General features: G+C 38.1%; 19 protein-coding genes. 10 read left to right on the top strand and 9 right to left on the bottom strand.

Annotation, left to right across the window (positions count from 1 at the left end; translation table 11 throughout):
• Positions 1–36: 36 nt before the first annotated feature.
• Positions 37–666 carry a phosphoribosyltransferase gene (locus NKMY2_RS03185; RefSeq protein ID WP_042684452.1) on the top strand — a complete coding sequence of 210 codons (630 nt, stop codon included), beginning with the start codon at positions 37–39 and terminating at the stop codon, positions 664–666.
• 8 nt (positions 667–674) lie between these two features.
• Here the strand turns inward: NKMY2_RS03185 and NKMY2_RS03190 are convergent, their stop codons facing one another.
• Entirely contained in the window at positions 675–1,142 is a 468-nt protein-coding gene (locus NKMY2_RS03190; protein WP_042684456.1) for a universal stress protein, read from the bottom strand.
• Between the two features lie 9 nt (positions 1,143–1,151).
• Positions 1,152–1,580 carry a universal stress protein gene (locus NKMY2_RS03195; RefSeq protein WP_042684458.1) on the bottom strand — a complete coding sequence of 143 codons (429 nt, stop codon included), beginning with the start codon at positions 1,578–1,580 and terminating at the stop codon, positions 1,152–1,154.
• Positions 1,581–1,856: 276 nt separating this feature from the next.
• On the opposite strand from NKMY2_RS03195, the gene NKMY2_RS03200 reads away from it, so the two are divergent.
• Positions 1,857–2,282, top strand: coding sequence for a universal stress protein (locus tag NKMY2_RS03200; protein ID WP_042684460.1), 426 nt, complete (start codon positions 1,857–1,859; stop codon positions 2,280–2,282).
• 57 nt (positions 2,283–2,339) lie between these two features.
• Positions 2,340–2,822 carry a pyridoxamine 5'-phosphate oxidase family protein gene (locus tag NKMY2_RS03205; protein WP_042684462.1) on the top strand — a complete coding sequence of 161 codons (483 nt, stop codon included), beginning with the start codon at positions 2,340–2,342 and terminating at the stop codon, positions 2,820–2,822.
• Between the two features lie 288 nt (positions 2,823–3,110).
• Here NKMY2_RS03205 and NKMY2_RS03215 read toward each other — a convergent pair whose 3' ends face one another.
• A complete protein-coding gene (locus NKMY2_RS03215; RefSeq protein ID WP_042684466.1) occupies positions 3,111–3,482 on the bottom strand; it encodes a hypothetical protein in 372 nt (123 codons plus the stop codon).
• 128 nt (positions 3,483–3,610) lie between these two features.
• Here NKMY2_RS03215 and NKMY2_RS03220 point away from each other — a divergent pair, with 128 nt between their 5' ends.
• Complete coding sequence (locus tag NKMY2_RS03220; protein ID WP_042684468.1) at positions 3,611–4,051, top strand: CBS domain-containing protein; 441 nt, start codon at positions 3,611–3,613, stop codon at positions 4,049–4,051.
• 38 nt (positions 4,052–4,089) lie between these two features.
• Here NKMY2_RS03220 and NKMY2_RS03225 read toward each other — a convergent pair whose 3' ends face one another.
• Positions 4,090–4,518 carry a phosphoribosyltransferase gene (locus NKMY2_RS03225; protein ID WP_042684471.1) on the bottom strand — a complete coding sequence of 143 codons (429 nt, stop codon included), beginning with the start codon at positions 4,516–4,518 and terminating at the stop codon, positions 4,090–4,092.
• A 110-nt stretch (positions 4,519–4,628) separates the two neighbouring features.
• On the opposite strand from NKMY2_RS03225, the gene NKMY2_RS03230 reads away from it, so the two are divergent.
• Positions 4,629–5,063: a universal stress protein gene (locus NKMY2_RS03230; RefSeq protein ID WP_076613376.1), complete on the top strand. Its 435-nt coding sequence runs from the start codon at positions 4,629–4,631 to the stop codon at positions 5,061–5,063.
• 69 nt (positions 5,064–5,132) lie between these two features.
• Entirely contained in the window at positions 5,133–5,894 is a 762-nt protein-coding gene (locus NKMY2_RS03235) for an SDR family NAD(P)-dependent oxidoreductase (RefSeq protein WP_042684473.1), read from the top strand.
• Positions 5,895–6,024: 130 nt separating this feature from the next.
• Here the strand turns inward: NKMY2_RS03235 and amrS are convergent, their stop codons facing one another.
• The gene (amrS, locus tag NKMY2_RS03240; protein ID WP_042684758.1) at positions 6,025–7,083 is read right to left on the bottom strand and encodes an AmmeMemoRadiSam system radical SAM enzyme; all 1,059 of its coding nucleotides are present in this window, start codon (positions 7,081–7,083) and stop codon (positions 6,025–6,027) included.
• 101 nt (positions 7,084–7,184) lie between these two features.
• On the opposite strand from amrS, the gene NKMY2_RS03245 reads away from it, so the two are divergent.
• Positions 7,185–8,390: a methionine adenosyltransferase gene (locus NKMY2_RS03245; RefSeq protein WP_042684475.1), complete on the top strand. Its 1,206-nt coding sequence runs from the start codon at positions 7,185–7,187 to the stop codon at positions 8,388–8,390.
• Between the two features lie 2 nt (positions 8,391–8,392).
• On the opposite strand, the gene NKMY2_RS03250 is transcribed toward NKMY2_RS03245, so the two are convergent.
• Complete coding sequence (locus NKMY2_RS03250) at positions 8,393–9,838, bottom strand: RtcB family protein (RefSeq protein WP_042684477.1); 1,446 nt, start codon at positions 9,836–9,838, stop codon at positions 8,393–8,395.
• Positions 9,839–9,865: 27 nt separating this feature from the next.
• Complete coding sequence (locus NKMY2_RS03255; protein WP_157832432.1) at positions 9,866–10,357, bottom strand: nitroreductase family protein; 492 nt, start codon at positions 10,355–10,357, stop codon at positions 9,866–9,868.
• A 116-nt stretch (positions 10,358–10,473) separates the two neighbouring features.
• On the opposite strand from NKMY2_RS03255, the gene NKMY2_RS03260 reads away from it, so the two are divergent.
• On the top strand, positions 10,474–11,352 hold the full coding sequence (locus NKMY2_RS03260) for a ribose-phosphate diphosphokinase (protein WP_320408949.1): 879 nt from the start codon (positions 10,474–10,476) through the stop codon (positions 11,350–11,352).
• A gap of 10 nt (positions 11,353–11,362) precedes the next feature.
• Here NKMY2_RS03260 and NKMY2_RS03265 read toward each other — a convergent pair whose 3' ends face one another.
• Positions 11,363–12,901 carry an AMP phosphorylase gene (locus tag NKMY2_RS03265; RefSeq protein ID WP_042684766.1) on the bottom strand — a complete coding sequence of 513 codons (1,539 nt, stop codon included), beginning with the start codon at positions 12,899–12,901 and terminating at the stop codon, positions 11,363–11,365.
• 98 nt (positions 12,902–12,999) lie between these two features.
• Between NKMY2_RS03265 and NKMY2_RS03270 the strand changes: the two genes are divergently transcribed.
• Positions 13,000–13,413, top strand: coding sequence for a universal stress protein (locus NKMY2_RS03270; RefSeq protein ID WP_042684480.1), 414 nt, complete (start codon positions 13,000–13,002; stop codon positions 13,411–13,413).
• 64 nt (positions 13,414–13,477) lie between these two features.
• Positions 13,478–13,927 carry a bifunctional nuclease family protein gene (locus NKMY2_RS03275; protein ID WP_042684483.1) on the top strand — a complete coding sequence of 150 codons (450 nt, stop codon included), beginning with the start codon at positions 13,478–13,480 and terminating at the stop codon, positions 13,925–13,927.
• A 44-nt stretch (positions 13,928–13,971) separates the two neighbouring features.
• Here the strand turns inward: NKMY2_RS03275 and NKMY2_RS10710 are convergent, their stop codons facing one another.
• Entirely contained in the window at positions 13,972–14,184 is a 213-nt protein-coding gene (locus NKMY2_RS10710) for a hypothetical protein (RefSeq protein WP_157832433.1), read from the bottom strand.

The raw sequence follows: 14,184 nt of genomic DNA on the forward strand, positions 1-14,184 counted from the left end.
ATTCCAGGAAGACTATCTCACAACTGCTAATCTAAAATGATACACGATAGACTACATGCGGGAAAACTTCTTGCGGAAAAACTATCTTCAATTATTAAGGGTAAAAACTGCCTCGTTCTTGCCATACCTCGAGGAGGTGTAATCGTAGGTGACGAAATTGCCAGAAGACTAAATCTTCCATTAGATGTCATAATTTCCAAAAAAATTACTCCCCCCGACTATCCTGAATATGCTGTAGGTGCAATAACCTATGACGGTGTTCTGTATTATGGACATGAATGGGAGAGATATGCGAATGATCCTCGATTTGAGGCTGAAATAAATAAAAAGAAAACAGAGGTCACAAGACAAATCGAAGCATATCGTGGAAACACCAATTATAATTTTGATGATAACACTATAATTTTAGTAGATGATGGAATAGCAACAGGGGCCACCGTCTGCGCCATACTGCAATGGCTGTTGCAAAAACAAGTCAAAGAAATAATCTTGGCAATTCCAGTAATCCCGTTTGTTACTCAAGAAATTATCAAACAATTTGGAATTCAAATAATTGCATTGGAAGCACCAATAGATTTTTCTTCAGTCGGTCAATTTTATAGGAAGTTTGATCAGATACCTGATCAAATAGTCAATAGTATATTAGAAAAATACAAATCAAAATAAATCCATGATTATCTTACAATCAAAACAGCACAGTCTGCTAACTCTGAAACCCTTCTACTGACACTGCCCAAGGTTTTAATCTTGCTTATTCCGTGCAGCCCCTGACTTCCAATTACTATTAGATCTATCAATTTCTGCTTGGCGGTCTTGAGTATTTCTTCGGCTATATTTCCATTAACTATTATTTTGTAGTAGGCTTTCACTCCTTTTGATTTACAATAGATCGAAGCTTGATAGTTCAATGTTCGCTCTACCTCCGCCTTTGCTGATTTGAGCAATTTAGCGTGTATCTCTTTTGCAGTTTTATTCTTGACAAGTCCCATCAGCGATCCTGGAGGGATCACACTACTGACAGTTATTACCGTACACAAATAGAGCACACTGTCTGTATTTTGAGCTATTTTTATTGCCTCATCTAGCGCTTTTTTTGCAAATTTTGAACCATCGAACGGAACAAGTATTCTTTCGTACAACATGGTTTATGCCTATTTAACTATCATCACAGGGATGCGCGACTTGTGAAGAACTGCGCTTGATACACTTCCTAGAAATAATTCCTTTACTCGTCCTTTTCCATGTGCACCAATTACTATCAAATCAAATTTTTTGGATTTTGAAATATTTATGATGTGTTCTACCGGACTTCCAAAAGTTATCGTGTACTTGAACACAATTCCTTTTTTTGCTGCACGAATTTTTGCATTTTCCATGAATTTTCCAGCTTCTTTTTTCTGATAAATTTCATACGGCACAACAGATGGCATAAAGCCAGTGGGGAGAAATGAGATCGCGTGAACTCCTAAAATGGTAGCATGGCAAGCACGAGCTATCTCAATTGCACTATCTAATGCAGCAAATGATGTCTTAGATCCGTCCATCGGAACAAGAATTTTTTTAATTTTATTTTGAATCATGATATAGAGTTTTTCTTATTTTAATTTAAACCTCTTGCTAAGATTATCACATCTAATAATTGAAAATTCTCATCTTTGAAAATCGTATTCTACCTTTAACTACGATTAATGTGTATGTTATCTTGCACAAGAGTGATTTTGTGCATATAGACGGGAATGCTGGGTGTGATAACCCAATGTAAGGTACTGCGGTATGTTATGTTGTAGCATTCTCGTCTTTTCCAATTTTCGAAATCTTCATTACTGTTAAATGCCCTATTCTGACATTCAAACTAGATGAAAGGTGATTTTTCAAAAATTCTTGTCTGCTGTGACGGATCAAAATATTCCGAAAATGCAATCAGAAAGGCATGTAGTCTGGCAAAAAAATACAATTCTGAACTAACGTTAATTCATGTGGTTGATAGGACACGAAAATCCGATGTTTTTGCTGGAAATGAATACGCCCAAATTCTAAGAAGATATGCAAAATCCACCCTTGAGAAAGCCAAAAAAATAGCAAACGAAGAAGGTTTTGAGCCAAAAATAATCACAAAGGAAGGGAATGTGGCAAACGAGATAATCAAGTTCTCAAAAGAGGCAAAAATAGACCTTCTAGTTGTTGGAAGTAAGGGGCTTGGAGCAGTATTGCAGTTTTTCCTTGGTAGTGTCTCATCAAAAATTGCAAATCATGCTTTATGCTCTGTCTTGATTGTGAAATGATAACTCAAACTTGATAATCATATCTTGCTTTATTAAAAATAAAGGCTGTATGATTTTGTGGTAGCAATTCCAATTAAAGTAAAACAGATGATTCAAAGACAACAAATAATCATTGTTGGCTCCGCAGATAGGTTGGGACTGCCAAATGTCTCTCCAAGAACTAGCTTTTACTTGGATCCAGATGGCTCAATTTATTGGCTAGAACTTTTCAAACACAAAACGTTTAGAAACTTTCAAAAGAATCCATGGTGCAGTGTGACTGTATTTGAGAAAAAAAAGTTAACCGGTTATCAGATAAAGGGAAAAATAAAAATCATATCTGATAAAACAACAAAACAAAAAGTCACAATCAGAGTTATAGATAAACTCACTAGGCTTCATAAACAAAGAATCCTAAAGCATGCAAATTACAAAACGATAAACGTCATCAAATTTACAGCACAGATCCTCTACTCATTAAACCCGAATAAAATTGCCAATTCTCCCTTGAAATTGGATGCAAATAATATATCTCTAAAAGCTGCAAATACGCAATGGTAAAAAATCAACATGAGCATGCATAATAGAGCATTGTGTATGTTTTGTGAGCATCCAAAATCAATTTATGCTGATAAAAAACAATGGTTCATACATCTTTCTACGCACAGAGAGGCCATTATTCGATACATCGTGGATCACTTTGAGAAATGCCCTCTTGGGGCATATCCAAAATCGATCAAAGATAAATCTGAATATGCCTCGCATATAAGATGGGCTCATACAAAAAGAGAGTTGTATCTCTGGGCGTATCACAATCTTGTAGAATCCCAGGTTGCGGTTTATCCGTGATTAGTGCAATCGCTTGTAAACTGTCTTAAATTCCTCTGCAATAGTATATGCCAAATTTTGCAAATGTGTTATTTCAATCATACTTGTTTTCCCCCTTGCAATCTGTCTTAGTAATGTCATGCACTGGTGTATCTTATTGTGGCTGTCATCAGTTGCATCATTTGGTCCGTCAACTATTGTCAGCATACGAAAACATACGTTAAACTCCAAACAAAATTGTAAAATTATGTGCTCCCAATCTTTTGCAGTTGTAGGGATCCCCATCCCATTAGCTAACGTCTTGAATTCATTTTGTCGTGTTTCCAGCAATAGATCAAGTGATTCTTTTGCCTTTTTTGCCTCAAACCCTTCGAGTTTTTCTAGTATTACCATATAGATGCAAAAAATAATTACGATATTTAATATTTAATGTAAAATTCAGCCTTGATTCTCAATAAATACGGTATTATCTCTGATAATCATGTTTTAACCTTTTAAACAACAGTGCAATTTGTTTTGTTATGTGTGCATCATTAGTTCGTGACATAATGAAAAAAAATGTCATATCAATTGACTCATCTATGACAGTTAATGATGCTGCAAAGATGATGGACGATGCATCAATTGGTGCAATAGTCGTGCTTGAAAATGGCATTGCTGTTGGCATAATAACTGAGCGTGATCTGGTAAGAAGAATAATTGCCAAAGAAAAGCCTCTATCAACAAATGTCAAAGTTGCAATGTCGTCCCCACTCATTGTAATCAACCCCGATGACACTGTGTGGGATCTTGCACAGTTGATGAAAACGCGCAGGATTCATAGAGTTCCAGCGGTCAAGGACAACCGGCTTGTTGGAATGGTAACTACATCTGATATTGTCAGATTATGCAGTATAGGCTCAGATGATGAGATGAGTAAAATTACGGAACAAATTCTTTTACGAATGAAGCCAAAAGAATGATGATTTATAATGCTCGAAAGAAAATAATCATAATTTTTTCATATTTGGGATTTTAATGATGCGTCATGCTCGAATCTATCCCATGGATAAATAATGTACTCATCACCGTTTGTCAATTCTGCGTAAACTAACTGTTTTGGATAATGTTCTTTTCTCCTTGCAAAAAGGGTTGCATAAACTAGGCTGTCTTGATTGTCTGCCTTTTCAATAACTCTTCTAAATGTTTCACCAGTGTCGTAAATATCGTCTACAAACAAGGAGTCCACAGATATCGTCTCCTCATCCACTAAAATTTGTTTTATCCCTAATCTGTCTGCTACTAGGCGTGCGGGCACCAAACCTCCTCTACTTACAGTTGAAATGCTGTTAAATGAAATTCCTTTATCTAAGATCTTCTTGACTAGTGTAGCAGTACATGCCTCAATATCTTCCCAGCTTTTGCTATCGTATGTTGTTTTCTTTTCCATAACACTATGACCAACCACTACATTATGGATTTAACGGTAATCATTATAACTGAAACCCAAATGTGATAATTCTGTATTTATTTATCTAGTCCAACAGCTGAGTCCCAATATTGCATAATGTTGACAATATTCTAGTCCCGTTGGATGGTTCGGAAAATTCTCTTAGGGCACTGGACCTTGCAGTTTTTCTTGCAAAACGATGTAATGCAAAAATAATTTGCCTCTACTCAATTGTAATTATTCCAATAACCGAAGCTCAAATGGCTGCGCCAATTCAATTTCAAATAGAAGAGGAAAAATACGCAAGAAAGATTCTAGAAAAAGCAAAGAATCTTGTCAAACAAAACAGTATTGAATTTTCTCAAGTAATCAATTTTGGAAATGCAGGATATAATATAGTCAAATATGTCAAAAACAAGGCCAACAAAGTTGACTTGATTGTTATAGGCTCGCGAGGAAGGGGAACGATAAAAGAAATCTTTCTTGGTAGCACGTCAAACTATGTCCTACACAAGTCTCCCGTACCTGTTACCGTAGTAAAATAACTGCATCGGAAAAATCAAGATTGACTGTAAAAACACAATTAATTTAAGACATTCCGTGGTAGGTCAAATATGCGACTACAAAACAAGGTTGCGATAATAACTGGAGCATCAAGCGATATTGGGACAGACATGTCCAAAAGATTCGTGGATGAGGGTGCTACAGTAATAATGCTTGGCAGAAACATCAAATCCCTTGAAAAAGCACATTCCACAATAAAAAACCAAAACTCAGCAGTTTCAATATCTTGTGATATCACTGATGAATCTCAAGTGTTAAGTGTAGTGGAACAAATTGTAGACAAGTACGGCAAAATCGATATTCTTGTAAATAACGCTGCAAAAATTAACGATGCAATTCACTTTCATGAAATGAAAGACTCAGATGTTGTGGACTTGGTTAACACAAATATTTTGGGCACATTCAAAATAACAAAAGCAGTAATTACAAAAATGCTTGATGCCAAAGAAGGTTGTATCATAAACATTGGATCGATATCAAGCGAGCGTGCAATTCCAAAGGTTCACCTTGCAGTTTATTCTGCGACAAAGGCGGCACTTAGCATGTTTACAAAATCAATTGCAGTTGAATATGCAAGAAGAAACATCAGATGCAACTGCCTAAATCTTGGAATAATTAATGCTGGAATGATAAAACCATACCTTGAAGATCCTCAGGCAAGAAAAGTTTTGGAGGAAAGACAGCCGCTCAACAGAATTGGTGAGCCAAGTGACGTGTCAAGTGCAACAATATTTTTGGCGTCAGATGAGGCCAAGTGGATAACCGGAACTGTCCTAAACATTGATGGCGGTAAATCCGCATCGGAAGGATAGGCTAACAATAACCGTTTTTCATTTTCAATAAATACGCCTATGCCATACATCACAAGGTAATTTGTTGCCTAGATTACGAGCATGACAACAATACGGTGAAAGAAAACTTCTTCTAATAAAAAACCGTTATTTAGAAAACGAATTCAAATTTCCTTTCTTTGTAATTTTTATCTAATTTTCCAATAATTGGAATCTTATTTCCACAAAACTTGCATTTGTTGTCGTCATCTAGATCCCATTTTAGAATTTCAAAGTTGTATCTTCTGATAACAACTTTGTTACATTCAGAACAATAGGTGTGTTCGTATTTGTGACCTGGGACATTTCCAACGTATACGTATTTGAGACCCTCCTTTCTTGCCACATCATAATGATTCTCAAGCGTTTTAATCGGCGTTGGCTCAAATTCCATCATCTTGTATGATGGATGAAACTGCAAAAAATGGATTGGCATTTCGGGACCACAGGTATCATACACAAACTTACAAAGTTTTTTTGCATGCTCCAAATCGTCTCCGACTCCCGGCACAACTAAATCGGTAATCTCTACGTGTATGTCAGTCAAACTCTGCAGTTGCATTACCGTATCAAACACTGGCTGAGAACTTGGAATTCCTACGTATTTTCTCACAAAATTTTGTTCACCGCTTCCCTTAAAATCAATAGTTATGCAGTCAAGAAACTCTTTCATCATTCCAATTGCTTCCGGGGTAGAATATCCATTTGAAACAAAAATGTTGAAGAGTCCTCTTTCCTTTGCCAATATTCCACAGTCTCTTGCAAATTCGATGAAAATGCTTGGCTCATTATAGGTGTAGGCCATACCATGACATCCGTAATTTAGCGCCATGTTGACAAGGTCTTCAGGCGTATGATCAACACCTTCTATCTTTCTTCGTTGACTGAGATCAAAGTTAATACAGTATTTACAAAGCCAATTGCAACCAGTCGTTCCTATTGAGAAAATATTTGTTCCAGGTCTGTAATGAGTTACTGGCTTTTTCTCAATTGGATCTATGTGCGCCGCAGCAACCTTGCCATGCACATATAAGACAAGTTTTCCATCCTTATTACCCCTAATCCCACACAAACCTATCTGACCCTCACCAATTTCGCAATATCTCGCACACGCCAAACATCTCACCTTGTGATTTGGGAGTCTTTCATAAAGGATGGCTTCTTTTTGCATTGGAATATTTTGTTTTTTGTATGATATTAATTCGGAAAGCAATTATCAACTTTGAAAATTATGTTCTGGGCTAATCTATGACAAAATAATTTATTTTTTAAATGTCTGATAAAATTTTTGTTGAAACTGTACGTGCGACTCCGACTTTTAAAAAAAGATTTGAGTTTGTAGAAAGAAAGGGGTTGGGACATCCAGATACAATTTGTGATCTGGTGATGAACAAAGTTTCAATTGAATTATCAAAATTATACCTAAAAGAAACAGGCATAATACAGCACCACAACATGGACAAAACAATGCTTGTTGCAGGCCAAACTGAAAACAAGTTTGGTGGTGGAAAAATCCTAAAACCAATGAAGCTTGTCATGGGTGATCGAGCAACAACTAGTATTGATGGCCGTCAATTACCAATTGGAGATTTTGCAATCACTACCGCAAAGTCTTGGTTTGAGAAGAATCTTCGTTATGTAAAAGACGAGCATATTGAATACCAGCTGGAATTAGGCAAATCATCAGGACAACTGCGCTCTATTTTCAAAAGCCCAAAATCATTTGCGTCCAACGACACTTCAGTACTGGTGGGATACGCGCCATATACAGAAACAGAATCCGTAGTTCTTGGCATGGAACAATACATAAACTCAAAAAAATTTAAAGCAGAATTCCCCGCCTCCGGTGAAGATGTAAAGGTAATGGGATTCAGAAACGGAGACTGTCTTGATCTTACAGTTGCAATCGCCTTTGTCGATTCATTTGTGGATTCACAAAACGATTATTTTAAGAAAAAACGCCAAATGCTTGATGCAATAACTGAATTTGGAAAGAAGAAAACCCCACTCAAAGTTCACGCTGCAATTAACTGTCTTGATGATGAAAGAAAAGGAATTGATGGAGTGTATCTGACCGTTCTTGGAACATCAGCTGACAATGCAGATTCTGGCGAGGTTGGGAGGGGAAACAAAGCAAATCGTGTTATTTCCCCAAGTAGACCTGCTGGGGCAGAAGCAATCGCTGGGAAAAACCCTGTAAGTCACATTGGAAAAATCTACAATGCAATGTCATTCAAAATTGCAGACGAAGTACACAAAAACGTTCTGGGGTTTGATGAGGTCTTTGTTTGGATGTATAATGTAATTGGAATGCCCGTAAATGATCCAAAGGCCGTTGTCGTTCAGCCCATCACAAAAAATAATTCAGAAATCACTACGTCACAGACAAATCAGATAAACGAAATAGTTAGCAGCAATCTTGAAAAAATGGACGAGTTTTGCAAGAAATTATTGTCAGAACAAATAGAAATCGCATAAATTCATCCTTTTATGACGCCTAATGGAACTAGTCTTGCTACTTTGGTTGCAATCCCTAGATCATGTGAAATCGTCGCAACAGTGTCAACATCTTTGTAAACTTCGGGGGTTTCTTCTACCACATCATATCTTGTCATTGATTTTATGAAAATTCCTTTTTTTTGCAACTGCTCTATTACCTGTTTGTAGTTGTAATTTTTGTGAGCCGCAGTTCTTGACATAAGCCGTCCTGCGCCATGCACTGTTGAACCAAAGGTAAGATCAAGAGAATTTGGCTTTCCTACTAGTATCCAACTTGCAGACCCCATGGAACCTGGAATAAATGTCGGTTGGCCGATCTCTCTGTATTTTTGAGGAATTTCAACCCTGCCTGCTGGAAATGCTCGCGTCGCTCCTTTTCTGTGAACAATCACTGATTTTTCTTCTCCATCTACAACGTGTTTTTCTACTTTGGCGCTGTTATGAGCAATGTCGTATACCAGTTTCATGTCAAGATCCGACTCTGACCGGTTAAAGACCCGCTCAAATGATTTTCTTGTCCAATGAGTAATTGTCTGCCTGTTACTCCATGCGTAATTAAAGGCACAATTCATTGCCTTTTTGTAAGACTCACCTTCTTCAGAAATATTGGGAACGCAGGCAAGCTGCCTGTCGGGCAACTTTATTCCATATTTTTTATAGCTGTGCTCACACACCTTCAAATAATCTGTGCATATTTGATGCCCAAGGCCTCGTGAGCCACAGTGAATTAGAATTGTTATGTCCCCTTCGTTTATTATTCCCATTACTTCTGCAGCTTCTTTATCAAATATTTTGTCCACTTTTTGCACTTCAAGAAAATGGTTCCCAGATCCCAGGCTCCCAAGCTGCGGTGCCCCCCTTCTGTGCGCCTCTTCTGAGACCTTGCTAGGATCTGCCCCAATTATGCATCCTCCCTCCTCACACAGTTCGGCATCTTCTTTGGTTGCATAGCCATGATCAATTAACCATCCAATGCCTCGTACCAGAACTTCATCAAGCTCTGATCTGCTCAAATGAATGCATCCCTCACGTTTACTCATTCCAACCGGAATTGACTCGAAAAGATCAGTTATCAGTTCCTGTAGCTTTGGCCTTACATCGCTTTCAGTTAGATTGGTCCTGATCAACCGTACCCCACAGTTGATATCATACCCAACGCTTCCAGGACTGATCACTCCCTTTACTGCATCCATTATTGCTACTCCGCCCACTGGGAAGCCGTATCCCTGATGACCGTCTGGTAACACTATGACATTTTTCTGGACTCCGGGCAGTGTAGATACGTTGATTGCCTGCTCAATTGTCCTGTCTGACATCATCTTCCCAAACAGATCCTCATTTGCAAATATTCTAACAGGAACCCTCATCCCAATAGAAGAATCCACTTCAATTCTGTATTCCAGATTCCCTATCTTAGTAACTTCCATATTTTAAAAACAAAACCTTGAATCAAATCATAATGTGTGAATGATCTCGCTGAGGGGTCTTCTTGGCGTAATTTGTGGCTTTTCAGCAGGTATTCCAACAACTAGCATGGCGATTGCCCTTAAGCCCGAAGATAAATTTAGAATTCTAGCAACTTCTTCCTCAATAAAAGAGCCAACCCAGATGGAGGACAATCCCAAAGAATGAGCAGCAAGCTGCGCGTACGTGCAGGCGATTGTGGCATCTTGGATGCAATAAAGTTCTTCTCCTCTTTTCCCATATTCGCCTGCAGAAGTAACTGGATCCGCACAAAAGACAAAAACCACTGATGCGTTTTCTATAAAATTTTGTTCATGTGCAGCAACAGCTAGTCTCCTTCTGTCTTCTTTTTTGGTTATGACAAAAATCTGATATGATTGTAGATTTCCAGCAGAAGATGCCCTTGTTGCAGCGGTAAGAATTTTTTCAACTACGTCATCTGATATTTTCTGCTCCTTAAATGCACGTACTGAATGCCGCAAAGAAATTAAATCAAAAAAAGACATAAGTGGCATAAGAAAGCACAGCCAATTTAACTGGCTTATGATTATCATTACTGAAAATAAGCAAGTAACTTTTCAAATCTTGTCAAGCAGTCATGGTATTGACAAATTTTACGGTCATTGGAGGGCCTGCATCACAATCTCTTGCAAAAAGCTTGGCAAGAAAATTAGATGCAAAATACATCAGAACTGATGTACGAATATTTCCAGATGGGGAAAGTAAAGTTACTATTGATGGTAAACCGGTAGGCAAGACAATAGTTGTACAATCCGCGTATCCTCCAATCGATTCCAATTTCATTCAAGTATTATCGCTGATCTCAAAAGCAAAAGAAACATCGTCACAAGTTTTTGCAGTAATTCCGTATCTGTGCTATATGCGGCAAGACAAAGAGTTTCTTCCAGGGGAAATTATTACGAGTGCCGTAATCGCAAAGATGCTCAAGGCTGTAGGTGCAGACAAAATAGTGACTGTAGATATACATAGTGAATTGGCAATCAAATACTTTGATGTACCAGTAAGAAACGTTAGTGCCGTACCCAAACTAGCCTTGTTTTTCAAAAAAATGAAACTTAAAGACCCCCTCATAGTTGCCCCTGATCTTTTTTGGGCGCCTCAAGCCAAACAATTTGCAAAAATTCTAGATGCTGAATCTATTGCTATAAACAAACAGAGAAGTAGGAAAACTGGAAAACTGGAAATCAAACAATCTCAAAAAAGAAATTTTGAAGGTAGAGACATAATTTTAGTTGACGACATGATAAGCACTGGGGGAAGCATTGTAAAAGCAACGGAATATCTTAAACAACAAAATTGTGGACGCATCTATGCTGCATGTACACATGCATTGTTGGTTGGTGATGCAGAAAAAAAGATCAGAGATGCGGGCATCTTAAAAATAATCAGCGCAAACACCATTCCGGGAACAACCAACGCAGTCGATGTCTCAGACATATTGGCAAAATCCCTATGATCAAAAAACTCTATCTTTCCAAGACAAAGCTCCGCTTTAATGTAGGCGTATCTTTTATCATCCTAATCACCATGTCCGCTCTTTTTCCAACTCCTATTGGATCCATCTCTTTTAACAGATCTTGTGTCCTGCTCAGCTTGCGAGATTTTTCAGCATAAACCGTAAATAAAATATCATCCCTTGATACGGGATCGCCAATTTTTTTATTAAAAATTATCCCTGCCCCCCTGTCTTTTGGTGCGCCAGCACTTCTTGCTATTTCAACAATTGTGCTATTGCTAATCCATAACACCTGTCCTTCGTTTTTTGCCTTAACTTTGAGTGTCTCACTGCCAATTGAAATGTCACTAGGTCTTATCGAAGAGTTGCCTCCCTGCGCACTAATTATTTCTCTGAGCTTTGCCTCCGCCTTTCCTGTCCTTATGATGTCCTTTGCCAAGGCATATCCGTTCTTTTTTCCAGTAATCTCAAAGATGGCACCGGCAATACTGCATGCCTTGTCTATCAAATCTGGAACATTGGATTCATTCATCAAGACCTCTAGTGCCTCTCTTGCTTCGAGTGCAGGGCCAACCGTGTATCCAACAGGCTGTTCTCCATATGTAACAACACAATGCGTATGTATGTTCAACCTCTTTCCAATCTCAATTAGATCCTTTGCAAGACTGTCTGCCTCGCTTATTGTTTTTACCTTGGAACCTCTTCCCGTAGGTATGTCGATTACAAGGTGGGTTGCGCCAACTGCCTTTTTTTTACTCATTATGGACGGCAGCAACAATGGATCAATATACAGAGGATACTCTGTTTTGACAAAAATGTCGTCTGCTGGCGCTAGATCCAGTGCGCCTCCCCATATCACACAACCATTACACTTTCTAACCATCTTCTTCATTTTGTCATACGTCATGCTTACTGGCATCAGAACTTCCGCCCTGTCAGCTGTTCCAGCAGCAGACGTTATTGCCCTCGATGAAGTTTTTGGAATCACCAGACCTGCAGCTGCAACAATCGGCACAACCAAAAGTGTTGTTTTGTCTCCTGGCACGCCTCCAATACTGTGCTTATCTACGATAATCTTATTTCCAAGTTTCAGTTGTTTTCCAGTTTCTACCATTGCCAGAGAGAGACTTGTGGCTTCGTCAAGATCTATCCCATGAATATGTAACGCAGTAACAAATGATGCAATTTCACTCTCATTTAGGTTTCCAGTAACAACCCCTCTGACAATTTCAAAAATTTCATTACGCAAAAGTTTCTTCCCGTCTAACTTGGCTCGAATAAACTGTAATGATTTTGGAAATGCAGAAATTTCAACATCAATTGTGCTTGGGACAGATCCAAGCAGTAATCTCACTTCTTCAGTTATACCGATATGGCCTTTTTTGACGGATTTTGTGGCTACGTTTACTATGGCAGTAATTCCCTTTTTTACCTTTAATATCACTCTGCCAGAAGCGGTAACGCCAATCTCGTCAGCGTCTGCCTTGTTTAAAAAAACTACCGGCTTCCCTCCTGATTCAATGCCTAAAATGTTAATTTTTAATTGCAATGACATGTTGAGTAAGTGATGGCATTTTACATATTCAGTAATTATCAAAAGTGATTTTTGCCAAGTTGTATTTAATGATCTTTTATAAACTCTAAACTGTGCAAAAACAGACCAAAATTCTTGTCCCACTGGATGGCTCAAAGAATTCACTTAGAGCACTGGATACGGCAATTTTGCTTTTTAAGAATCAGGATGCAATCATCACTGGTTTCCACGTGATTCGTTTTCCAGTAATGTTTAGCAAAGAAATACGAAAGCAGTACGTAACAAACGCACAGAATATCATGAAAGTAGCTCTAAAACACGCAAAGCAACACGGTATCAGATTTGTAGATAAAATTCAGTATGATGGGTACATAGGAAGTACAATTGTAAAATTTGCACAAGATCACAAGTTTAATCTGATAATAATAGGATCAAGAGGTCCGGATCCAATCGCAGAAATGTTTCTTGGCAGTGTTGCAAACTATGTGATCAACAAAGCAAAGATGCCAGTCTTGTTGGTAAAATAATTGATGTTTTCAGTGTTGAAAATCATAAAATGCCGTTTTATCCTGATGTCTTCTGTTTATGATTATGAAAATTGATGAAAAGCCGGATGAAGACTATGAGGAAGTCAAAATAGAACAGCTTGGTCTGTTGGATTCGATGACTGGCATAGTGATTCTGCAATCATCTACCGGAAAACAGTTTCACATAACTGCATTTTCTGCAGAGATTGCGGGATTTATTGCAAGTTTCATGGAAGGGAAGCGTGAGATCCCTCCAACGATTTATGGCATGTTTGAGCAAATGTGCGAAGAAAATGGACTGTTTTTGGTTAGAGTAAAAATCTATGAGAGCGGTGGTATATTTCGCGCAAACCTCTACTTTACAGGCAAAAAGGAAGTGATCCTGCGTAACTATAGATCTTCTGACGCAATTGCACTTGCAACATTTTATAATGTTCCAATTTTGGTTAGAAAAAACCTCTTAAAAGAGCAAGAGGCAAAAAATCCCAAAGACGACTCACTACCAGTAAAATAATCTCATTACCGATTTGTATCAATTATGGCCAAAAATAAAAAGAGCTATTTCTTTAGCTCAAGAGCAAGCTGATTTCGCAGCATCTCTGCGTGTTTTTCCTCATCAGTTATAATGGCTTTCCAAACTCTTTCGGAACCCTCACTATCGCACTTGTTTGCGTCTTCAAGGTAGCCTTTTGCATGTGATAAGAATTGAAGTTTTTTTGCAAGCTGTTTTGTCATGTTATAACAATTGTCGTCTAAACAAGGTTTTGTCAT

Origin of the sequence: Candidatus Nitrosotenuis chungbukensis, assembly GCF_000685395.1 — an archaeon.
Taxonomy (GTDB): Archaea; Thermoproteota; Nitrososphaeria; order Nitrososphaerales; family Nitrosopumilaceae; genus Nitrosotenuis; species Nitrosotenuis chungbukensis.